This window comes from Methylobacterium sp. Leaf102 (genome assembly GCF_001422425.1).
Classification (GTDB): domain Bacteria; phylum Pseudomonadota; class Alphaproteobacteria; order Rhizobiales; family Beijerinckiaceae; genus Methylobacterium.
This window is the reverse complement of record NZ_LMMX01000037.1, coordinates 139373-162293: the sequence shown is the minus strand read 5'-3', so window position 1 is coordinate 162293 and position 22921 is coordinate 139373. Positions and strand designations below refer to the sequence as shown.

Sequence of the window (22921 nt, the reverse complement as noted above, 5' to 3'; positions counted from 1 at the left end):
CGCCTAACACGAAATCCCGGCAGGCGACCAGGGTGGTCCTCAGCCCGTCGTGGGTGTCGCCCTGGCGAAGCGCCAGCGCACACGGGTGTCCTCCGAAACCGTGAGGTAGAGGACGATCTGGTCCGTGCGTCGTGCGCCCGTCAGCCCGGCGAAGTAGACGCTCTCTTCCAGGGCCATCTGCGCGCCCTCGGCCTCGACATGCCAGACCTCGCCGATGGGCGAGACGAGCTCGAGGCCGCCCTCCTCTCGGCCGCGGGCGGCGATGGCGGGGTGGAGGTGGAAGCGGATCGCGACCTCGTGGGCCCTCGCGCGTGCCGACCCCGACCGTACGAAGGCATCCTCGCCTTCCACAACCGACCCGTCGGCGGCCAGGCGCCAGCGCCGCTCGTGGACGAGGCCGAAATCCGGGACGTAGCCGTCGTGGCGGGCGGCGAGCACCCGCGTACCGTCGGGATCGAGGGTGCGCTCCGCCTTCACGGCCTTGGGGCCGCGCAGGACCACGGGCCCGATGCGGCTGGCGAGCCACGTCACCGCCCAGCGCTCGTACCAGGCCCCGCCCCCGGTGAGGAACCGGCACGAAGAGGAATCGGCGATGGTCGCCGTGGAATGGGCGGCGGTGCTGCGGGCGAGGCGCCGGAGTTCCGGACCGCTCGCCGGCAGGCCGCAATTGATGACGATGCGCTGGGGGCCGCTCGAGAGTTCGAACGAGAGGCAGCCCGCTCCGGCGTTGATCGAGTCGACCAGCGGCGGCGGCGCACCGACATCGGCGACCAGGAGCACGCGGCCGGCCTCTAGGCGCTCGTAGCCCGAATTTGGCGCGTGCATGAGGGGCTGGGCCATGGCACCGTCATAGACCAGCAGGGTGGCCAGATGGTCGGCGGCGGTGGCGCCCATGCCGTTGAAGTGGCTCAGCGAGGCGTCGGCGTGGCGCAGGAGCCGCAAGAGGGGCAGCATCCGGTCGACGGCGTGAAGCAGCGCCTCCGGCGGGTCGATGCCGCGCCCAAGGAAACTTTGGCGCAGGGGCAGGAGGTCGAGGAGCAGCTCCATGGCGAAGCGCGGATCGCGGCTGCGGTGGCCGCCATCCGGCATGATCTGACGTTCGAGTTCGCGCACGAGGATGCGCGTGGCTCGCCTCAGGATCGGCTGAATGCCCTCGCAGCACAGCCCGGCGTAGCAGAGCGCGACGGCGGCGAGCAGCCGGGTCTGGGGGGAGATCCCACGCCGCAGGTCGCGCTCGAGATCGCGCGCAGTCCGGCCGATGGTCTTGAGGAAGGCCTGATAGAAGGCGTGGTCGGCCCCCTCCAGCACCAGGGGGGACTGGCACAGGAAGGCGATGAGCCGGCGGGCCGCCACGGGCGTCGGTTTGGCGAGCCCCGCCTCGCCGCGCCCGGCCATGAAGTCGGCCACGAACGCACGGGCGTTGGCGCGGGCCAGGGCCGTGTCGGCGGCGCGCAGGTGGCGCAGCCAGCCGAAACCGTAGAGGGCGTCGGCCCATTCGGGGGATGGCGGCGCGTAATCGAACGGCGAACGCCCGCTGACGGAAAGGGACCGCCCGGCGAAGACGAACAATCCGGCATAGATGTCGTCCGCGAAAGTGGCATCGCTGGTGCGCAAGTCATGGGGCGCGATGACGAGGCCGGTGACCCGGGCACCCGCAAGAATATCGGGTCGTCCGGTGGCGCCCACATAGATATTGCGTGCAACCTGAGCGACCTCGCGGCCGATCAGCCGATAGAACCGCCAGCGATCAGCCCCCCAACGCACGCCGTCTCCCTTCCCGAAGGACCGGCATATGGCCGGATTCCCTCGCCCTCAACCTAGGCCGTGCGTCTTAAGGGTTGGTTAACCTCATAAGACGGGGCGGTCGAGGGGGCGTGATCGCGATCGCGGGAAAGACGCCGTCGCGGGCGTTTCAGCGAGGGCTGCGCTGGCCGGGGCGATAGGCCTGGGCTGGAAGGTCCGACGATACGGCCTCACCGCCCGTCGGCCGCCCGACCGGATTGGGCGCGGGCGTCGGAACCCCGCGGGCCGGCGCCTCGGGCTGCTGGATTACATCGGTGATGTACCGGCCGCCGGGCGCGGGACCCGGTACGGCACCCGGCACCGGACGGGTGACGGGTGCCGCGACAGCCTCGTTCGAGGGCGCCGGGGCGATGAATCGGCGACCGGCCGCTTCCGGTACGGCGCCGGCCTTGGGCGCGGGCTCGGGTCTCGTCCGTGCCTCGACCGGCCGCGGCGGCGTGGCGCGCTCCCTCCGCGCCGTCTCTGCGCCCGCGACCGGGCGGGGGCGGCGCCGGATGCGGGTGGGCTCGGTGCCGGCAGGCGCGATCCCCACATCCGCCCGGGGACGCGCCACAAGGTCCAGTCTCATGCTCTCCACGGCTGCGATGAGGTCCGGCAGGCTGGCCTGCTCGGTCCGGCACAGGCGGATGCGGAGCGACAGCGCCCCGATGGGATCGGGTCGGCTCAGGGCGCCGAACAGGCGCGGTCGGCCGGAGGCCTGCATCATGGCGGGGGTCAGGTCGATCCACTGCCAGGCGTAGAGACAGTCGGCACCCACGGCCATGCCGACGGGGCCGTAGGCGTTCCGGCGCGGAACCGGAAGCACGCGCAGGATCTGACCGGGAAACAGGGCGGCGATCTCGGCGTCGATCCCGGCGCGGTTCGGCCGCGCCAGGTTCGCCGGAAAAGCCAGGACGAGATCGGCGGTCTGAGTGCGCAGGGCGAGATTCGCCGCATTGGTGCCGGCGCCACCGCCGAACTGGATGCGCTGATCGAAGCCGTCGCGCACGAGGGTGTCGTTCGTGGCGACCACCCGCCCGGCGCCCGGCAGGCGCAGTACGGGCGCCGCCTGCGCCGCCGGGCCGATGGCGAGCAGGGCCAAGGCCGCGGTGGCGGCGAACCGGGCAGCAGGAAATCGGCGCACGTGGTGGATCAAGGCAGGCCCCGTCGAGTGTCCGCGCCGGTTGCGTCGAGCGCCGAGGCGCGGCCGGGCGCCGAGAAACGATCGTCCTCGGAAACCGAGCGACCCGGCACCGCCGTCCGCTCCGCCTCCTGCTGCCGCCACAAGGTACCGGCGGCCGGAAGCGGCATGCCGCTCGGCTTGTCGCTCCCGTTGTAGCCGGGCAGCAGGGCGAAGCCGTAGCGCTCGTAGGGCATGGCGCCCGCGCCGGGAACCCGGCGTGCCACGAGGGGTGGCGCCGGCATGACCGGTTCCGGCGCATAAGTGCCGGGCGGGTTCTCGGTCACGAGGCGCTGCGCCGACGGCGCCGGAAAGCGCAGCGGGTTGTCGAGGGCGACGGCGAGGGGGAATTCCTTGCGCTGGATCGCGGGCGGCAGGCCGGCGGCGCCCGGGGCGGACGTTCCGGGCTTCGGCACCCGGCCATAGCTCGGCTCGGCAGCCGGCGGTGCGGCGGCGGCCTGCCGCGCAGCGGGTTGAGGCGTCGCCTGGCACGGCAGCGGCGGTCCGCCCACATCCTCGCGGAACAGGAGGTCCACCACCTTCGGGAACAGGCCGTCGTAGCGGTTGATCACCTCGAGATACTCGCGCTGGCGCTTGAGCCGTTGCAGGGTCAGGGCGTAGCCGAGCACCGTGGTCTCGCCCGGGAGCCAAGCGACGCCCCGCTGGAACCACTCCAGGGCCGCCTCGAACTGGCAGGAATTGTAGGCGTACCAGCCGAGGGCCTGGGCGCCCTCGCCCGAGCCGGACGCCGCGACCACTTTCGCGTAGCGCTCGATGCGGGCCGGCTCGACGAAGGGTGGGTTGGCCTGCGTCAGGCGGCGCTCCAGCAGATCGATGTAAAGGATTTCGTTGCCGACGAAACGGTCCCGCCACGCATAAGCTACCTCCTCGGCGTCCCGCACCCGATTGAGGGCCCGCAGGGTGTGGGCGAGGCCGTGCGCCACCATGGCGTCGCCGCCATGCGCGATGGCGAGCTTGAACCAGTCGAGGGCGTCGCGATACTGGCGCCGCTTGTAGCCGTACCACCCGAGTAGGCTGGTCTGGCCTGGATCGTTCGACGCCTTGGCGTAGGCCTGGAACGCCGCGAGGTCCGGAACCTTGGGTTCCTGGGCCGGGTCGTCGTGCAGAAACGCGGCGATCTGCGCACGGGTGATGTCGAGGCGGATCGGATCGAACTCGGCTTTCCCGTCGCCCTTCCGGTCGGCCTCGCCGCGGCCGAGGGCGATGAGTTCCTCGGCCTGAGCCATCTTCAGGTAGGCCATGGCCTTCTGGATCGTGGCCCGGCGCGCGCCCGCATCGGCGTTGCCCTGAAGCACTGAGCGATAGAGCGTCTGCGCCTCCTCGGTGCTGCCCATGGCGGCGAGGCTGTCCGCGATGGTCCAGATGCTCTCGACGTCGGACGGGTCGAGGGCGGCCTGGTCGGCCCGATACAGCGCGACCACATCCTCGGCGCGCTTTGCCCCCTGTGCGGTACCCAAGGCGGTGATCCGGCTTCGGAATTCGGCCCGCAGGAGCTTGCGCGTCAGTTCTTCGGAGGGTTGCCAGGCGGGGTCGGACGCCCGGCGGTTGGCGATCGCCTCCCGCAGGTCGTCGAAGCGGCCGGCGGTGAAGAGGTCCCAGAGCGGGGCTTCCTCCGGCGGGCTCGGCTTCAGGGTGTCGAGGTCCTCCGGCTCGGTCCAGCCCGGATACAGCCGCTTCAGACGGCCGATCTCGGCCTTCATCCGGGCCGTCTGCTTCTGGGCCGCGTAGTAGCGCAGGGCGCTCTCGTCCACCATGCCGGGGGTCGCGGCCGTGGTGGGAGCCGCCAGGATGGCGGGCGCACGCGCACCATCGCCATAGACGACCTGCCGACCGGGCGTCGGCGTCTGGGCGAATGCGGCCCCGGCGACACCGCTGGCGAGGAGGAGCCCGAGGCCAACGCGCACGGCTTCGCTGCCGAAGGAACGGTTCAGCGCTTCAGGCATGACGCGTACCTCATCCGAACCGCGACCATGCTGAGGAGCTGCACCGTCGTCGGATAGTAGTTCTCGGTGTCGCGCACCGTCTCGAAATCGGCCGGAACGGCCCGGCCATCGGCGGCGCAGGCCACGAGGCTGGCCAGCGCGGCGTAGCCCCTCTCCGTGAGCCATTCGACGGCGCGCCCGTCGCGGGTGTCGACGATGGGCAGGCGATCGACGTCCGTGCTGTTCCACAGGGTGGCGAACGGCGCGTAATCCTCCGGGCGTCCCACCCCCGCCCAGGCGAGATAGAGCGGCACGCGGATCGCGTTGTAGGAGAACAGCGCCGGAAAGCCGTCGGCCGGGCGGGGCTCCGCCTTCATGGAGATCCACTCCGTGGGAAGGCGTGACGGTCCGAACCGGGCTTGGCGCAGGATGTCGATTCCGCTCCGGATCAGGCCCTGCCAATCGTATTCCGGGGCAACGAGACCGAGGCGCTGGAACGCCGGAAACACCCAGTAGGACAGGTTCACCAGCGGGCCGTCCGGTCGGTCGGCCGCCGAGAACCCCGCCACCGCCGGAAGCAGGAGAGTGCCGTGCGGGTCCTTGAACAGCATCGCTTTGCGGCCGACCTCGACGGCGATGCGGCGCGCGGCCGTGCGGTAGGCGCCTTCGCCCCAGGCTTCCGCCGCCTCGGTGAGGGCCCAGGCGACGAGGAGGTCGCCATCCGTGGCGTCGTTCAGGTCGGACACGGCCGGGCGCTGGTCCGGCGCCCAGCGCCAGGCCAGGAGCGCGTCGGAGCGAACCATCAGGTTGGCGCGGGTCCATCCCCAGATCCGCTCGAAGGTGGCGCGGTCGTCGGCGGCCACCGCCAGGAGCATGCCGTAACCTTGGCCTTCGCTGTGGCTGATGGACCCGTTCGCCGTATCGACGACACGCCCCGCCGCGGTGACGAACCGGGCGCGGTAGGTGCGCCATCCGGGCGAATCCCCGAGGGCGCCCGCCAGAACCGGGACCGTGGTCGCTGGGCCGCTCCCATCGCCCGGGGCGGACGGCAGGGCGGTGGATGGCGGCACGGCGGTTCCCGTGGGAGCGGGACGGGACATCTCGCGCGTCGGCTCGTCGGCCGGCTCGGCTTTCTGGGCCTGCGCCGGTTTCGGTGTGGTCTGCGCGGGCGCGATGGACGGGGCGAGGCCGAGGGCGGCCGCCATGACGAGCCCGCGGACGCGGTGGACGAGCGGCTTCATCGGTTGCTCCGGCCGACATCGCGCACCAGGGCCGCCGTCGCCAGGCCGAGGCAGAGCGCCACCAGCAGCATGAGGACCACGTAGATCGCGGGATTGAGCGACAGCCACGCGGCGGCCAGCAGCCAAAGGTTCGACAGGCTGCGCGGCTGGGTCTCGATCACGCTCACGCTCTCCGGCTGGTCGATGGTGAAGGTGCCTTCCGCCGCGTCGAGGAAGGCGGCACGTCCGAAGAGGTTCGTCCAAACCCGCGGATCGACGAGGCAGGACGCCGAAGCCTTGAGGAGCCACGCATTCGGAGCGGTCACCAGGACGACGCTGGAATCGAACGAGGCACCGGCGCCCTGGGCGACGATCAGGGAGGCCCGGGCATCGAAGGTCTCGACGGACTTGCCCGGCGCCATCCCGACCCCGTCCACCAGGGCGTGCCACACCTGCTGGGCGCGATCCGAGATGGCATTGCCGGCGTCCGCCAGGGTGTCGAGGGAGGACGGGCCGGCGCGCAGGCGCTGGTCCCACTTGGCGACGAGGTCCCCCGACGAGGAGCCGCCGTCGCCGTCGGCGCCCGAGAGCTGGACGAGGGGCGAGGCGGTCTGCATCGGGGCCGGGACCGGTGTGGCGGGCGGTCCGGCGCGGCGCTCGCGGACCCGTTCGGCGGCTCCGTCCGCGAGGCGAAGCGGCATCACGGCGGATGGCAAGGCACAGCGCATGGGAACGTTGCGCCGGAGCCGGTCGAGGGTGAGGATCCCTTCGGCGCCGGCGGGTCCCAGCGCCGCGACGGTCTCGGCCCGACCCTCCCAGCCCTGCCGGATACGGTCGGGGTCGAGGCCCACGGACGCGACGGTGGCAGGATTGAGTGCACGGGCGGGGGCGACCACGAGGGCGGGGCCGCGCCCGCCCTCGTGGTCGGAGGTCACCTCGAAGTCGATGATCCGCTTGGCCGCGATGGCGAGGCGGGCGGCGATCACCGCGGCGGCGGCGGCCGAATCCCGGTCCGGCGTCGGCAGGACGAGCCGGGGCTGGCCTCCGGCGGCGATGAACGGGATCGCCCCGCCCTTCACGGCGGCGAGATCCGGATTGCGCACGGCGCGCGCGAGGCGCGGAATCACGATGCGCGTCTTCTGGAGGAGCAGGAAGCGCGCCTGGGTCGAGCCCGGCTGCAGGGTGTCGCAGGTCCGGTCGGCGTCCGTCGGCACCTGGGCGGAGATGTCGATCCGGTTCAGGCCGGGCCGCCACAGGCCGAGGGGGAGCGGAACCGCACTGTCCTCGAACAGCTCCCCATTGGCATAGGCCAGGGGGACGCTCGCGGCGTTCCGGCCGTTCACGTCGACGATGATCCGCGCCTCCGGCGACAGGCGCGCGGCGGAGGCCCCGGCCAGATGGAGCATCACCTTCCCGTAATCCGCCGGAACGAAATCGGCGGGCAGCCGGAGTTCGAACCGCGTGCGCAGCAGGCGGCCGTTGAATTCCTGCGAGGCGATGCCGACGGCATCGAGGCTCAGGGTCTCGCCACCCGTGACCTCGTAGCCACGAGTGAGGTCGGCGAGATCCTCGCCCCCGGCCCCCTCCGGTGCCCGCGCCCGCGCCAGGGTCTGGATCGCCTCGGCCACGTCGCCGTCGCCCGCACCCGTGACCACGAGGGTGGGGGCACGGTCGCTCCGGTCGGGAAGCAGCGCGAGCTTGGGTCCCGTGATCGCGCCGAGGTCGGCCACGCCGTCGACGCCGCGCAACTCTTCGGCCGTGCCGACCACGAGGTTGAGGCCGGCACGGCCCGCCATCGGACCGCCGAACTCCACGGCCGGCCGCGCGAGGCGCCCGACCAGGGCGATCGCCTGAACCGCCCCGATCATGCGTCGCAGGCGTTTCAGGCTCGGTTTCTCGGTGAGCAGGACACGCACCGGCAGGGCGCCGCTCTCGTCCGGTTCGAGCGCCGCGAGGTTGCGCAGGTCGAGGTCATGGCCGGCGGGTTGAACCACCAGCCCCGTTCGGGACGGATCGATCTGGGTCCACAATTCGTAGGTGGCATCGACGGAGCAATCGACACGGTGGCGTTGGATCACGCTGAGCCGCACGGCATTGTAGCCCGGCTTCAAGCGACCGTCCGGTATCGCGAATTCGACCACTTTGACCGCGCCCGGCGCCTGAACCCGGGTCCAACCGATCTTCTCGTCGTTGACCGTGACGGTCAGCTCGGAGGATTCCGGGGCCACCGAGATCGCCGACAGGTAGGAGACGCGCATCCGGGCCGGGCCGCGGGCCTGACCGGGGGTGAGGAACACCGGATATTGCAGGCTGTCGGCCTCGCCCGAGAGGCGCATGCCGCGCGTCCCGGAGGGCAGTCGTCGCGCCGACGCGATGGTCGATCCGGCCTCGGTGACCCGGCCCGCCGTGGGACCGCCCGGGGGCGAATTGCCGAGCTTGGGGCCGCCCGTCGGGGCGGTGGCCGGGCGCTGCGTCTCGGGAGCCGGGGGCCCGCCGAACCGGTCGGAGGGTCTGCCGCCGAGGAACGTCTGTGCGTTCGCCGCGCCTGCGAGCAGGACCGTGCAGAGGCCCGTGGCCCGCACGATGCGGACCAGACGGCGGAGCCGTGGGACAGGCCGTCGCGAGAGCGTGCGCATCAGGATGCCACCGACTTGCGGCGATCGGCACGACCGCCCGAAAGCCGGCGCTCGTTCTCGAACTCAAGCATCAGGCGGACCCAGTCGCCGGCCCCTGCCTCGTGTGCGTTCGCCGTAGCCGCTGCGGGGGCCGGCCGGATCGGCGCCGGGCCCGGGGCGGTGGGACCCGAGCCCGCTGGACCCGGACCGGCCGACCCTGGGGCCGTGCCGAACTGGTCGAAATTCGAGTCGGGCGGACGTAGACCCAGGCGCGGGCTCTCGCTCGGACGGGTCTGGGTCGCCGCCGGGGCCTCGGCCGCGGGTGCCGGCACCGGCTTCGGCAGGAAGGCGTAGCGCAGGGCGCGCACGGGCTCGACCAAGCCCCACCACACGAACTGCAGCGTTCCGGTGAACAGGTCCTTGTGGCGCCGGCGGCGCAGCTGAAACCGGCGCATGGCGTCGGCTTCGCCGTACATCAGGCCCGACAGGGCGACGTAATCCTGTGTCGAGAGCGCACCGAAGCCGAGGCGGCAGATCGCCTCGTCACGCGTGCGCTCGACGCCGAGCAAGGTCACCGAGAGCGGGCCGGCCCTGCGGGCGCCCGGCACCGGCACCACCGACAGGCTGCCGGGCAGCGGCTTCAGCCCCATGCCGGGGGCGAGGAAGGCGGCATTCAGCCGAACCGTGCAGGCCTCGGCCGAGACGCGCTCCACCGTCACGTCGGTGACGCGGCCGCCCAGTGTCAGCGCGCCCTGGCGGTCGACGACGAGGGACGGCGTCCGCTCCGTCACCTTGCGCTCGGCGCAGACGCCCAAAGCCGCGCCGGCCGTGATCAGGTTGAAGAAGGTCCACAAGCCCACGACCAACATCAGGTTGGTGACGCCGGGCTCGAACAGGTAGCGATAAGCGGCGACGCCGCAGCCTGCGAGCAATAGCAGATAGACGGCGACGAACGGACCGGCCAGGGCGGAGAGGTGGTCGTGGTCGAGGGTGGCACCTTTGTTGGTGACGTTGAAGGTCGGTTTCCGCGGAGAGGCTATGACGGAGACGATGGCTTTGGCCAGGAACAGGCCCTGGATGTACTCGTATAGTTCGGAGACGAACGGCCAGCGGAACTTGCCGTAGACGTAGTTCTGCAGCATCAGGTTGATGACGATGTAGGTCGCCGTGTAGGCGATCGACTCATCGACGCTTGCGACGAAGATCTTCAGGTCAAAGAAGATGTGCAGCAGCGGCGCGAACATGAAGATCAGCCGCGGCACGGGGAAGAACCAGAACGTCATGCTCGACAGGTAGGCGACCTTCTGGATCGGCTCGAGACCCTTCTGGAACAGTGGATTCTTGAGCATCAGGATCTGGAACATCCCCTGGCACCAGCGCGAGCGCTGGCCGATGAAGTCCGTGAGCGTGTCGGGCTGCAAGCCGGCGATGAGGGGCTTGTCGACGTAGACGCTGGTCCAGCCGCGCGAATGCAGCTCGAACGCCGTCTCGCAATCCTCCGTGATGGTGATGCCGGAGAAGCCGCCGGCCTCGTCGAGGGCGGTACGCCGCAAGAGGGCCGCCGACCCGCAGAAGAACGAGCCGTTCCACTTGTCGAGGCCGCGCTGCGTCACCGAATAGAACATCTCGTTCTCGGACGGCATCCGGTCGAAGGTGCGCAGGTTCCGCTCGACGGGGTCGGGGTTCAGGAACGCGTGAGGGGTCTGGACCAGGAAGAGCCGTGGGTCCTGCGCGAAGTGACCGACCGTCTCGGTGAGGAACGAGCGGAACGGCACGTGGTCCGCATCGAACACCACGACGACGTCGCCACGTGCGTGCGCGAGGCCGTTGTTGAGGTTGCCCGCCTTGGCGTGCTCGTTGCGATCGCGGGTGAGGTAATGGCAACCGAGATCGCCGCACAGCCGCTGGAGGTCGATCCTGCGCTGGCGCGCCGCCGCGGCCTTGGCGGGGTCGGCATCCGCACATTTCTGGTCCGTGCCGCCGTCGTCGAGCAGCCAGACGATGAGCTTGTCCGCCGGGTAGTCCATCTGCCGCGCGGCCGCGAGGGTCATCGCCAGGATGCTCTCGTCCTCGTTGTAGGTCGGCACGAACACGTCGACCTCGGGAAGGTCCGCCGCCGCCGCCAAGGGAGGTGGGGGACGCCTGAGGGGATCGGCGTTGATGATGAGGCTGACGAACAGAATGAAGACGCAGTAGAGTTCACCGAGCAGCAGCACCAGGCCGAAGCCGAAGCCGACGGGGTCGCCCGGGGATGGCAGGGTGTTCGTCACCCGCCACAGGACGTAGCGGAGCACCACCATGGAGCCGAGGGCGAGGAACACGAAGCGCGCACGCGGGCCGTCGAAGAACACCCACAACACCAGCATCGCCAGCATCGCGGCGAGACTCATCACGAGCTGGTTCTGAGCACCGACCGGCTGGCCGAGCAGGACGAGACCGGCAACGGTCGCGACGATCCACGCTAGCCATCGGACCCCGATCCTCACACGCCGCGCTCCTTCTTCGCCCACCGGACCTCGGTATGGCTCCGGGTTCTTTCCAAAGAGGCATGAAAGCCGGTTAATCAGGGCTTGTTTGCGTCGATGGACAAGCGCCGACAGTCGTCCTCGGGGCAGCCAGAAGGATCTGGAGCGGTCGCGTACGACCCGGACGGATCGGACACCGTCAAATCCGCGAAGGTGTCGATTTGCCAGAACGATGAATGCACGACGGCGATGCGAGGAGAGGATAGGTCCAGGATACGGAATCTATGACGTCGCGAGGGAATTCCCGGGCCCGACGATTGTTTTTCCCCCTGGTTCCAGCGGAAACGTCTCGCAAGGGCGCAACGGCGATCTGACAATCGGCCTCGGATGAAGAAATGTCTTGTGCACTGCACAGTAAGGCGGTGACGGCGCCGGCGCCGGGCGATCGATGGAGGTCGAGCCGTCCGGGCATTCGGTGCCTGTGGTAGAATGTCGCTGCACGGTGCGAGGGTACCCGGACCCGAGCGCGTGTCACGCGAGCGATGCCGCCGCGGGGACCGATTCGGGTGGCGAACGCGTCCGACAAGATCGCAGACGTGCCGTCAGATCCACGCGATACTCGAGCGGTCCAGATCCGATTCGGCGGACATGACGCCCGGCCGTGCGCCGAGATCCCCTCAGAACTGCATGCGTGCTTCGAGACTCGAATAGTAGCCGCTGCCCTGGATGCGATCCTGGACGAAGCCCGCCGCCACCGACATCGCCACGGGCCCGAACCGGACGCCGGTCAGGTGCGCGCCGATACGGTACTGCCGGAAGAAATCGTCGCCGAGGAACAGGGCCTCCGGGCCGAGATAGACGCCGTCGGCGACCATGTAGCCGGCCCGGACACGGGAGTAATAGGCGTTGAACTTGGTCGAGTACGAGCCGTAGGCCGAGACCATGGTCCGGTCCGTGGGGGTGGCGTAGAAATTGGCCGCGACCTTGAGGCCGACCCCGGTTCCGACGACGGGGTTGCCCGGATCGGCGATGGAAAGCTGGTTGCTGCGGACGTTGAAGCCGAGATAGCCGGCCAGTGCCGCATCGGCCCAGATCCACTCGTAGCCGAGCAGGCCCGCGCCCTCCTGCTGGTAACCGGTGACGCGCTGCGCGACGCCCTGTCCTGGATAGGAGTAGGTCCCCGCAGTGCCGTCGATGCGCACGCGCGGCCCGCTCTGGGTCAGGGTTCCGGCAGCCGCGATGGTCCCCGTCACCGAGCCGAAGGCGGAGCTGTTCGAGGTGACGCTGGTGGACCCGTCCACGGCGACGCGCCAGCTGTCGTCGATGCCTTGCGCCTCGGCGCCGGTGTACCACTCGGTGCTGGTGGTGCGGGGATTGGGAAGATCGGCGGCGAACACGGTCGCCGGAAAAGCGACGAGGGTGCCGAGAACGGCGGACGCCTTCAGGCCATGCATGGATCGAAGCTCGCTTTGTGCCTGCGAAAACCTGGGCTCAGATTCCTGAGAACCGCACGGTCCGATTCATGATCGATGAAGGTTAATATCCGTCTGCCGCTCAAAGTCTTCCAGAGCGCGGCCTGTGTCGTCCTGAGACATCGATGAGCATTCATGGACGGATGGCCGGTCGTACCATCGACGAACCCGACAGCTGCGCACGGCGAATGCCACAACGCAGTGCGACCGGCGAGGCGCATGCGGTACGGGCGAAACCGGACCGGCGTTCTGGCGGGTGAACGACATGGCCGCCTGGACCGGCCGTCGAGGCATCCCTGTCCCCCGGGCCGGTATCCCGGGGTGGCCGATCCCGTTTCAGGCGGCGTGGGCCAGGGGGGCCGCGGCGATGGCCGAGAGGATGGCGGCGAGGTCCTCCTCGCGGAACGGCTTGTCGAGCTGGAGGAACCGGCGGGCGGTGGCCGGCAGGTGGCCATGCGGTCCGGCAATGATGACGCGCACCCCCGGATGACGCTCGACCACCGTCGCGGCGAGTTGCAGGCCGGACATCACCGGCATGGCGTAATCGGTGATCATCGCGTCGAAGGCACCGTCCCGCATGAGCGCTTCGAGGGCATGTGCACCGGAGGCCGCCTGGACGACAGCATGGCCGAGATCGGTCAGCACCTCGGCGAGGCACGCTCGGACGAGACTGTCGCTCTCGACGAGGAGCACGCGTAGCAGGCGCGTCGCGCCAGCCCGCTCTGGGGCGGCCTCCGCGCGACGAGCCTCGGCCGGAAGCCAGAGGTCGGCGAGGAAGGGCTCGGCCCCCGACCCGTCCGATTGGATCGCGAAGCGGCCGCCGATTCCCGCGACCAGTTCCGCCACCGCCTCCAGCGGCGCGACCCCGGCCGGGGGCGATGGGCGTTGCCGTGCCGGGCGGCCGCTGGCCACGACGAGGCGGACATAGCGGCCCGCCAGGAGGCCGGGGAGGATCTCGGACTCGGTCTCGTGCGTGCTGCCCGCGACGGCGAACCCGTCGAAGCCGCAATCGCGGAAGTGGAAGGCGAGGTTGAGGAGTACGACCTCGATGACGGGTTCGCTGCAGCGCACGGTGGGCAGGTCGGCGGCCAAGCGGTTCATGACCGGCATCTCACCGAGCACCTGCGCCTGTAGGAACGGCAGGAACGACGCCACCGTCGCTGCGATGTCGGCCTCCGCGAGGCTTCCCTTGTCCGAACGGACCAGCCCGGCCATCCGGCGTGTCAGGGCGGCCCCGCGCGCGGCGCCGGCCAGGGCCCCATCCACCAGCCGCGCTTCGGCCGTGCCGAGGGCATGGCGCCGCTTCAGGATGCCGAGATTGGCCGTCACCACGGTGAGGGCGTTGTTGACGTCGTGGACGATGCCGTCGGTGACCCGTCGGAGGGGCGCGTCGCGCCGCCGCTCGTTGACGGCGGCCGTCGGTTCGTGGCTGTCGTCCATTTCGCGGCTGAGGGCGAGGAGCCGGACACCGCCCTCCTCTCGGGCTTCGCCGCGCCGGAAGCGCACGAGGAGGCGGCGCTCTCCGCCCTCCGGGCCCGCATGGGAGGTGCGCAGCACCACGTCGTGCGGACCGTCCTCGGCCATGGCGGCCTCCATGGTCAGCCGCATCAGGGCGCGATCGGTCGGAAGAATGCCGTCGATCAGTTCGTCCAGCGCAATCGAGCGGTCGCCGGCGAGTCCGGTCTCGTGGCTGGGGTCCGTCCAGATCACCTGCCGGGTCGAGGGATCGACCTCCCACAGGGTCCAGCCCGACATGGCCTCGAAGGTGCGTAGGCGTGCGCGGATCCGGCCGAGCCCCGTGCGGGCATCCCGCGTCCCGCGATCGTCGCGCGGTGCGAGGGAGTCGCGTGCCCGCTCGAGGTCGTCGATCTCGGTGATCCGTGCCGCCTCGTCGGGTGCCGAAACGGTGTCGAGGGGGCGGGCCAGGCGCCGCAGGCGCCGGGCGGGATGCATCGCGACGGCGTAGCCCAGTCCCGTGCCGCCGAAGATCATGGTGAGGACGAGGAGTGCGAATGTCCGGTCCGGGAGCCGGACACTCGCGGGCGCCGGCGCCATCACCGAGGTGACCGCCCAGCCGGTGCTCGCCAATCCCTGAGCGCCGCTGGTCTGCGTCGTGGCTTCGACGGCGCCGTCGGGCAGCGGACGCGGAGGGGCGACGCCCGAGAGCGGGATTCCGTCCGCACCCGTCACGCTGAGGGCGAGTCGGGATGTGGACACGGCGAGGCCGTCGCGCACGCGGGCTTCCAGTTCGCCGAACCAAGCCGGTCCGACGCGCAGCACGAGATGATCGCCGCCCAGTGCGACGCTGAGATGAACGGCGCCGCGCTCCGTCGCCACGGCGATGTCGGCCCCGCGGGCTCGGCGGAACCAAGCCTGACCCACCGGCGCGCTGCCACCGCCGCCGGAGACCCGCACGGCACCGTCGGCACCCACCAGCATCGCGTCGGCGTAGGTTGGATGGAGGCCGAGCCATTCGCGAAGGGTGTCGCCGCGCCGCTCGTCGTCCGCCGCCGACTCGCCCACCTTCAGGAGCATGGCTGCCGAACGGGCATCGGTCTCGACGGATTTCAATCCGAGGTCGATCGCTCCCGCGAGGTTGCGTGCCGCGAGGCGCGCGGTCTCCCGCATCTCGAGGGATTCCCGACCGGTGGGCAGAATCAGCCACGCGCCGACGCAGGCGAGGCCCGCCACGAGTCCGACCTGGACGCCGTTCACGACCTTCAGCGAGATCCGCAATCGCTCGAGCATGAGTATCCGGTTCCACCGCAATCGGGCGCGAAGCGTCACCGACGCGCCTATGTCTACCGGAGGCTGGAAGGGGATAAGGACGCGTTAACAAGGCGCGTGGCGAAAGCAGAAGACACTCCGGCGCCCGATGATTCGGCCGGAATGGGGAGCATCGGTTGCCCGCTTCCCCCGGACGCCCGAAACGGCCTTCAGCCGGATCATCCAGCACGAGGCCGTCATGGGGCTGACCCGCAACCCGGATCCGTTGCGGCCATCGTTCGGGACTTCAGATGAAGAAACGCTCGCTGTTTTGCCGCTCGCTCCAATGGTTGTTCGGTTTCCGGTACGTGTAGAATGCCGCCACTTCGAACCCGGAATCCGTTTCGTTTCTCATGAAATGAACGAATATCTTGTCACGATACTCGGCTTTGATCTCAGGCCGAGGAAGTGACTGATCGAAGTATGCCTGTATGATGACGTAAGTACCGGTCATCTCGAAAAGTCCATAGGGAACATAGGCGGCGGTCGCGTCTTCTTTTTTCTTATGTTCCAGGACGTTCGCTATCATCCGATCAAGAACCAGATCGATGTACGGGGAGTTCTTTCGTGCAGCCAGAACCCCGTTCATGAGGTCGAAATCCGTAACCTTCGTCATGCTCCAGCCTTTGCCGAACAGGATCAGGTCGTGAGAATTCAGCTTATCGAGCGTCTCCATCAATTGTGCAGGAGACGTCGGCCCGACATGCGCGTCGATATAGAAGCCACCGTATTCGCGTAGGAGGAAAAAGCGGGCGATGTCCGATTTGGCGGAAGGCAGACGAATAGCTTTGAAGATCGGCACAAATGCCTGCGGCATCAATGGTACGACATCGTCATCGGAAAAGACCGTGAACTTCGGGTAGATGGCACGCCAAGCCGGCGCTGCCGGAGGCTCCTTCAGATCCTGACTCACCCAATACATGAAAACCATACTGTTTTCGGCATGAGAATTGAGCAGCGGGTTGTCTCTAACGTATTGATGTCGTGCTACAGGTGCGGGGGAATGGGATTCCTTCTCCCATCCTTTCCGACCTTCTGCCAATCCATGACCGAGAAAGTGCACCAGCGGATTCAGACCGCTCGCTTTGACATCGGGATTCGCCGCGAGATACCCGTCGCCACTGAAGCCGCGGCTTGGATCTCGCCCCTCTTTCCATCCATGCGTCAGATAGTGCTGCAACGGGGTGCCCGAGAATTGTCGGACATCGGCATAGGCAGCGAGGTAAAACTTCTCGTCGAATCCCGGCATTCGGCTCGCCGGAAAGTCGGAATCGAGTTTTCGTGTGAAGTTTCGTAGTCTCATCGGCGATCTCGTAGCGCAGAGCGCAGCGCGTTGGAACCACCCACCAATCCGGAAGCGGGAAGCCGCGTGCCGGTCCCGGTCGCTGACGCCTTGCTGAGGCCCAGTGGTTCTTTTGACCGCCGTGAATTTCGGGCCGATCCGCTCTCGGCCGAATAAGGTTTAAAGCCGGACGCGCCTCAACTCGGTGCCGCTGTCGTCGCAGATGACGAGATGCCAACCGATGTAAAGTGTTCAAGTCACGCCTATGAATCTCAGTTCATCGATGGCCGACACAGCCTGAGCGATTGCGTGATCGAGATCGTCTGTTTCGACGCCGATCTCATCTCGGAATACTGTTCGATCATCTTCCAGGTCAAAGCGGTAGCGCGTCGGCACGTTGGTGTCTCTGGATTGAGGTATTACATCACTCTTCCTCACCTTAGCGCATTATGGGGAAGAACGCATTGTTTGACCGGTGCGGAAGCTTGATGTTTTTCGATCTTGTATCCTTATTGGTTCCCTCCTGCGTAAGGTCGATGACGGCGGACGAACCCGAGCTCCACGGTTGGGCGTTGCTGTTGGCATCGCCCGTTTCGAAGGTTGGAGGGCACATTTTCGTGTGCTTCTGATATATGTGAATGCCGAGGGCGCCACCTGGTCGCATCTTCCAATGACTATAGAAATCCGTCGGGGCTCGGGGTCTGTTTTGTCGGGCTGGACCAATGTTCAAGTCGCCATCATCGTAGTATAAGTATCTTTTGACCGAGTTGTTATTTTATTAATTACATAAATAATAGTTCGGTATGATCTGTCTGGGCGTATCGCTATGTTTTTTAAATAGACGCTCAAAAACAATTCGTCAATAAGAGAAATTTGATCATCAATATTTGAATATTCAAATTGCGCGATGATTTGTCTCTCCGGAATGTTATTAATTTCTGAAACGGTTCCATGAGTCGGATTAGCGAGAGATCAAAATCGTGACAGGCGCCATTGTGCAAGGCGGTTGTCTTGTCGATTTCAAGGTTGAGCGCCTGTAATATTTGCACTGATATTTCCGAGAACGTCGCCGCGCAATCGTGGTGGCGCAAAAGAGCGCAACGCCTTGAGCGAGGGAGAAACGATGTCCGATCCGCAGGATGGTAAGGAACTGGACGCTGCGACCCGTGAGCGGCTCGGTCGACTCACGCTCGCCCTCGCGGAGGACATCTTCGATTCGGGGGACGCCCACCTTGCCACGCTGATGCGTGTGTTGATGAAGGAGGTCGGCCGGGTGATCACGCGGAACCTCGACGACCCTCAGAACGAGTACTGGACCCAGTAGCGCTATTCGGCGAGCCCGATCGGACGGCTTCGGAAAAGCCCGCCGCAGCCGGAGCTGGGCGGGTGGAGGTAGCGTCTCACGAAGCGTCCCCTGTGGGGAGAAAGCGCTTTGGCAGAGAACGCCGCAGCTGCGAATCACACGGGTTATTTCTCGCTGCGTTTCGGATGCGGATCCCGTTTCAACGGTCTCGTGTCTTGGTCGTCCGAGAATCCTGCGTCTTGTTCCCATCGGCTGCGGGTGAGGCGCCTGGAACGCCCGTATTCCCGGAACCGCCACCCATCTCACCGGCCTTCATTTGCTCACCCTTATGCATCTCACCGGCCGTGCCCGCCGGTGAAGTCCTCGACGGGACCGTCGTCTCGGGTTCCTGTGCATTCGATATCCCCCCGCTGACAATCAGAAAAGCCGAGGCAAAGACATGGGTTATAATCTTCGGCATTTTGTTCTCCATGTGCGGCAGTATTAGAATTCGTTCGACAAATTATTGTTCCAATAGATATTAGTGGATCAATCAATTATAAAATCTTATTATTAGGGAATACGGATCTGGTCTGGCGTCGATCCATTTCAGCGAGTGGCAACCCATGGTGGCCGGGCCTCTCCCATGTCCGCCTTACTGTTTGAGCAATTCGTGTCTCCCCCTCCCTCGGCTTTCCGCTCGAACCGAGTCACAAAAAGCCCGCCGCGGATCGCTCCGGGCGGGTGAGGAGAAGTGAACGCGTGGCGCGTGCTACTCGGCTGCCTTCTGCGGGTCGATCGTTCCGGATTCCGTTCCGGTATCGTCGGTCGCGGCCTCGTCGAAGGCCTGCATCCACGCAACGTAATCCGCAGTGCCTTCGGTGTAGGGGCAGGCCTCTCGGCTCCTGCCGTTGAGGCGGGCGTTCCGACCCTTGATGAAGGGACTGTCACTCGCGGTGGCGCCGTAGCTCATGTCATCATCTCCCTGGCGATCTGGAGTTCGCCGGGGGAAACGCGAAATCCGCCGAAGAGGATCATTGGAACTCAGCGCGTGCGACGAAAAACCCGCCGGGCTTCGCGCCGGGCGGGTGAAGTCGGGTCGACGAAAGAACCCCTTGGGAGGGGTATTCGTTCGTCGCAGCGGTTGTGTCGGATGCCAAGGCCCTTCCCATTCACGAGTTCGCCAGCGTTCGCGTTCGAAGAGCACAAGACATCGTCGCGAACTCGATCCAGGTCGTCGGCCGCGATGCGGCTGCCGGCCGTCCGTTTGTGCCGTGAATCGTTCCACGTGTAGGACTTAGCAAGAACGACGCTCCCGATTACGACAATCGGCTCCGCCAGGCACGGCCGAGGTGCTGCGGTGAAGGCGCACCGAAACGTGAAGGTAGCCGCTCGGGGCGGCCCTATTTATACCAGTACTAAAGTACTAGATGACGTGGTGGGCTCCAAGGCCTCACGTGGGACGCAGCCATGATCGACGACCACGCTCCGACCGGCATCCGCCGCCAACTTCTCGTGTGGCTCGCCTATATCCGTATCGGGTTCTGGGTGCTGAAGGGGGCAGCACACGGGAGCCTCTCTTTCGCGAAGCGGCGTTCCTGAACTCCCCGCGGCTGGGATCTCGCCACGCGAGCGGGCGCAGGCCCACCGTCCCGTGGGCGCTCGTTCAGGAGCCGCACTGCTTCGCGCCGTAACCGACGCCAAGCCACCCCAAACGCTGCGTTCGGCGACCGGACTCTCGCCCTCTCGGCGGCAGAGGATGAATCTGGGCCGATCTCGCGCTCGGTCCATCGGTGGGAACGATCCACCGGTGCGGCGTCTGCGATGTGGGTTGCGGCGCAGGGTCGCCTGGGGTCGAAAGCCAGGAACGAGGCTCCTGCCGTCGGGTTGAAAACATACACCGGCAGCCCTCCCGGCAGGGCCGACCCAGCTAAGCAACAGGAGTCACCATGTCGAACAAGCATTTGAAGACCGAGACCCCAACGGACGCAGATCTCAAAGGAAATCCGGGTATCGGGCAATCCAAAGGGATGACCGGCCACGATTTCGAAGACATCGCGGCGGATTCGACCGTCGAGGGCGACATAGAGAACGAGACCGGGCCGGATGGCGGTATCGATCCGAACCATCGCGGGCGTGGCAACGCCTGAGCGACGAGTTGCGGCGGTCGCCGACCGAGGCGCCGCCGTGAGCGAACCCCGAATTCCGTGGTCAGGCCGCAAGCGAGTCGTTCCAGACCCAGCCACCATCGGCCGATGTCCGCGCATCGTCTGTTCGATCTCGCAGGCGTGACAGTCATGAACGCGCAGAGCCGGTCCACCGCGACACCGCTCAAGACAACTCTGGACGTCGTCAACGCCGATTCTATACCTGTCGGCAGCCAGAGTTCGACGATTGAACCGCAGCACCGCGTCGGAGACACCGTCGATAAGGTCGATCAGGTCAGCAGCATCACCCTGCTGGGTCTGGCCATCGTCGGCGCGGGGGTGACGCTCGTGTTTCATTGGCTTCTGGGCTGATCTCTCGCGGACGCACGATCGTCTCCGCGGAAGCGGCGAGGCGATCGAGTCGCACCTGTTCGTCTGATCGTGTGGGTCCTCGGGACGTTACTCAGGACCTTCCGTCAGCTGCCAAAGGGATCGATGACCCTCCACCCCGACACCCATGCAACCCGACTCGCGAACCAACCGCGCGGCACCGATGACGGGTGCGGCCGTCCGCTTCGGCCATCCTACGGGTCGGAGAACCATCCCGGCGACAAGGGCGTTCGAATCGTCAGTCTCGCTCTTCTCGGGATGACCGTCGTCGGAGCGATCGCGATGATCGGCTTCAATTGGACGACCGGCTGACGGCCATCCGGTCCACGACGGTAAAGACGTCCATCGACAGCCGCGGCACCGATGATCGGCCAATCAGATGGAATGTCGTCGCCTTCCCAGCCGGGGCCGATCGAAAAAGCCCCGTGTAGCGTCGCTCGAGTGCCCCATAAGGAACGTCGTGCCGCGCCACGCATTCACTGAACAATCCGTGCAACCCTGGCATATCAACGGGATCATTTGAATGCGGAACTACATCACGACCGACCATTTCGACTTCTCCGATGTGTCGATCGACGTCCGCCATACGCCGAGCGTCACGAATGGCAAGCGTCCCCTGGAGCTCGTCCGCGACGATCGCCGCGGCGAGGTCCGGGGATGGGACGACCTGCCGGCCAAGATCGTTCCTCCGACGTCCGACTTCGAGGGCTTCGGTTCGTTCTCGGGCTAGACCGTCAGAATCTTCGCGGTCGGGACGCTCAGTCTGGGCCACGTTCGACGCGTGTTCGCGAAAGGACAGCGGAGAGATTTGGTTCGGTCTCGTGCCGCAATGCCGCTGGCGTGGATACAGGCCATGGCTTAAGCGATCGCGTTGAGGTGCACAGGGGAAAACCAGTGATGCGTGGGACGAAGCAAGTGTTGGGGGGCCTCATGCTGGCAGTCACCCTGGGAAGTACGCTATCAACTGCTGCGTCGGCCGACTGCTTGCGGTCCGTCCACAATCGCTCGCCCTATACCCTGGTCGTGACACTGAATGACGGGCTTTCGATGACCGTGCGTCCAAGGTCGACCGGCGCGGTTCGGCTGTCCGGTCCAGGGAGCGTCGAGGTCGCGGCCTATTGTTCCGGCGCCGATGCAAGTGCCCCGATTCTCCGTCGGTCGTTCGATTATCAGGCCGTCCAGGACCGCTGCTTCTACGCCGTCGGGCACCCGTTCTTCGAGCGTGAGTTGGGTAACGGTTTCCTTCCGCGTGCGTCCGACACACCGTTTGCGCTGAACAATCCACGGCAGGGCGATCTCGTGTTGTTCGCGCGCGGATCAGAATGCTTGCCCACACGGTAGCCGCTGGTGCTTCGACCGTCCCAAACTGGAATGGAGGGCGGTCCGTTTCCCCTTCATGGTCAAGGAGATCACCATGTGGACCCTTCTCTGGGGCGACACCACCAATCAGGTGAGTGGGCAATGGAATCACGAGGAGCACGAGGGTTCGGAGAAGGCCCTCGCGGCTGCGAAGACGAAGATCGGCATGGGTTTGATCGCTCATTCCATTCACTCGCCCTCGGGGATCGCTTGGATGAGTGCCGATGAATTGAAGGGCTTGGCCGATAAGGCGGATGCGAAGGCGACGGGCTGAGCCGGTCCGTCTTCGCAGTCGTGCCGCGAAAGACGTCCTCAATGACAATGATGCGTCCGGCATCGAACAGCCACGCACAGCGCGCCGCCATGATCCCGAGCGGGCCGGCCCTGAACGCGAGGATCGTATCCCCCTGCTGGATCCCGGCCATTTCCGTGGACCGATAGCCCGTCGGAACGATGTCGGCGAGCAGGATTGCTGCAGGTGCCGGTGACCCGGACCACGGCATCCTGCACGTATTCGCAGACTGGAACGGGCTTGTGATCGGCTTGAACTCGGCCGGGGCTGGGATCGTTCACCGCTGACATGCCGTCGCTCCTCATGCCGGATGGTGCGAAACCGGCCCAGACGGGGCGGGTTTCCCGATAAACCGCCGAGCCGGAGCGCAGCGAACTCGCCCCCTCGCACCTTGGTCTTTTGTCGTAAATCCACACGTTGCCGTTCACGACACCCAGCCGGCTCCGTCGTGGCGGTGCGGACTCTGGCTCGGTGCCTCGTGTCACGACGGCCCGGTGTTCAACTGGACAGCCGAGGTCGTGTCCTTCCACCATCGGCGAGGTGAGAGAGGCCGAGGGAGCCGGTGATGGACGAGGCGAGGTTTCGGGCCCTGGAGGCGCGCATCGCGGCGTTGGAAAGCGCGCTGGAAAGCACACGGAACGACATCCAATGGGCGACGGCCTTGATCTTCGTCGTCCCGATCGGCCTCATGATCGTGCTTCGCGTGTGGTCCTGACGCCACCCTCC

Annotated in this window: 18 protein-coding genes; 7 read left to right on the top strand and 11 right to left on the bottom strand. The window is 67.0% G+C overall.

The features are described from left to right. Positions 1–39: 39 nt before the first annotated feature. The 10 genes from ASF27_RS16870 to ASF27_RS22440 all read right to left on the bottom strand — a co-directional run bounded on the left by ASF27_RS16870 (position 40) and on the right by ASF27_RS22440 (position 17121). Positions 40–1764, bottom strand: a complete 1725-nt coding sequence (locus tag ASF27_RS16870) for a heparinase II/III family protein (protein WP_056305919.1) — start codon at positions 1762–1764, stop codon at positions 40–42. 148 nt (positions 1765–1912) lie between these two features. Further along, entirely contained in the window at positions 1913–2926 is a 1014-nt protein-coding gene (bcsN, locus tag ASF27_RS16865; RefSeq protein ID WP_056262242.1) for a cellulose biosynthesis protein BcsN, read from the bottom strand. Positions 2927–2934: 8 nt separating this feature from the next. After that, complete coding sequence (locus tag ASF27_RS16860) at positions 2935–4926, bottom strand: tetratricopeptide repeat protein (protein ID WP_056361900.1); 1992 nt, start codon at positions 4924–4926, stop codon at positions 2935–2937. Then, positions 4911–6146 (bottom strand): glycosyl hydrolase family 8, encoded by a 1236-nt coding sequence (locus ASF27_RS16855; protein ID WP_056361896.1) that lies wholly within the window; start codon positions 6144–6146, stop codon positions 4911–4913. Before ASF27_RS16855 ends, ASF27_RS16860 begins: the two co-directional genes overlap by 16 nt. Next, positions 6143–8761 (bottom strand): cellulose biosynthesis cyclic di-GMP-binding regulatory protein BcsB, encoded by a 2619-nt coding sequence (locus tag ASF27_RS16850; RefSeq protein ID WP_056361894.1) that lies wholly within the window; start codon positions 8759–8761, stop codon positions 6143–6145. Before ASF27_RS16850 ends, ASF27_RS16855 begins: the two co-directional genes overlap by 4 nt. Further along, a complete protein-coding gene (gene bcsA / locus ASF27_RS16845; RefSeq protein WP_056361881.1) occupies positions 8761–11226 on the bottom strand; it encodes a UDP-forming cellulose synthase catalytic subunit in 2466 nt (821 codons plus the stop codon). Before bcsA ends, ASF27_RS16850 begins: the two co-directional genes overlap by 1 nt. A 656-nt stretch (positions 11227–11882) precedes the next feature. Next, positions 11883–12659: a cellulose biosynthesis protein BcsS gene (gene bcsS, locus ASF27_RS16840; protein ID WP_056173566.1), complete on the bottom strand. Its 777-nt coding sequence runs from the start codon at positions 12657–12659 to the stop codon at positions 11883–11885. 354 nt (positions 12660–13013) lie between these two features. Beyond that, positions 13014–15425 (bottom strand): response regulator, encoded by a 2412-nt coding sequence (locus ASF27_RS16835; RefSeq protein ID WP_056361878.1) that lies wholly within the window; start codon positions 15423–15425, stop codon positions 13014–13016. Between the two features lie 265 nt (positions 15426–15690). After that, positions 15691–16692, bottom strand: coding sequence for a glycosyltransferase (locus tag ASF27_RS23495; protein ID WP_082479257.1), 1002 nt, complete (start codon positions 16690–16692; stop codon positions 15691–15693). Between the two features lie 285 nt (positions 16693–16977). Then, a complete protein-coding gene (locus tag ASF27_RS22440) occupies positions 16978–17121 on the bottom strand; it encodes a hypothetical protein (protein WP_156467567.1) in 144 nt (47 codons plus the stop codon). A 727-nt stretch (positions 17122–17848) separates the two neighbouring features. Between ASF27_RS22440 and ASF27_RS16825 the strand changes: the two genes are divergently transcribed. Beyond that, a complete protein-coding gene (locus ASF27_RS16825) occupies positions 17849–18049 on the top strand; it encodes a hypothetical protein (protein ID WP_056262139.1) in 201 nt (66 codons plus the stop codon). Between the two features lie 730 nt (positions 18050–18779). Here the strand turns inward: ASF27_RS16825 and ASF27_RS16820 are convergent. Beyond that, a complete protein-coding gene (locus ASF27_RS16820; RefSeq protein ID WP_056173544.1) occupies positions 18780–18980 on the bottom strand; it encodes an Rmf/CrpP family protein in 201 nt (66 codons plus the stop codon). A 497-nt stretch (positions 18981–19477) separates the two neighbouring features. Here ASF27_RS16820 and ASF27_RS23450 point away from each other — a divergent pair, with 497 nt between their 5' ends. The 6 genes from ASF27_RS23450 (at position 19478) to ASF27_RS22430 (ending at position 22910) form a co-directional block, all read left to right on the top strand. Next, on the top strand, positions 19478–19609 hold the full coding sequence (locus tag ASF27_RS23450) for a hypothetical protein (protein WP_274533798.1): 132 nt from the start codon (positions 19478–19480) through the stop codon (positions 19607–19609). Positions 19610–19956: 347 nt separating this feature from the next. Then, positions 19957–20157 carry a hypothetical protein gene (locus tag ASF27_RS16815; RefSeq protein ID WP_056361872.1) on the top strand — a complete coding sequence of 67 codons (201 nt, stop codon included), beginning with the start codon at positions 19957–19959 and terminating at the stop codon, positions 20155–20157. A gap of 105 nt (positions 20158–20262) precedes the next feature. Then, positions 20263–20526, top strand: a complete 264-nt coding sequence (locus ASF27_RS16810; RefSeq protein WP_210166284.1) for a hypothetical protein — start codon at positions 20263–20265, stop codon at positions 20524–20526. 541 nt (positions 20527–21067) lie between these two features. Next, complete coding sequence (locus ASF27_RS16800) at positions 21068–21274, top strand: hypothetical protein (RefSeq protein ID WP_056173528.1); 207 nt, start codon at positions 21068–21070, stop codon at positions 21272–21274. A gap of 666 nt (positions 21275–21940) precedes the next feature. Continuing rightward, complete coding sequence (locus tag ASF27_RS22435; protein WP_056173525.1) at positions 21941–22177, top strand: hypothetical protein; 237 nt, start codon at positions 21941–21943, stop codon at positions 22175–22177. A gap of 583 nt (positions 22178–22760) precedes the next feature. Continuing rightward, entirely contained in the window at positions 22761–22910 is a 150-nt protein-coding gene (locus ASF27_RS22430) for a hypothetical protein (protein WP_156398885.1), read from the top strand. Positions 22911–22921 lie beyond the last annotated feature (11 nt).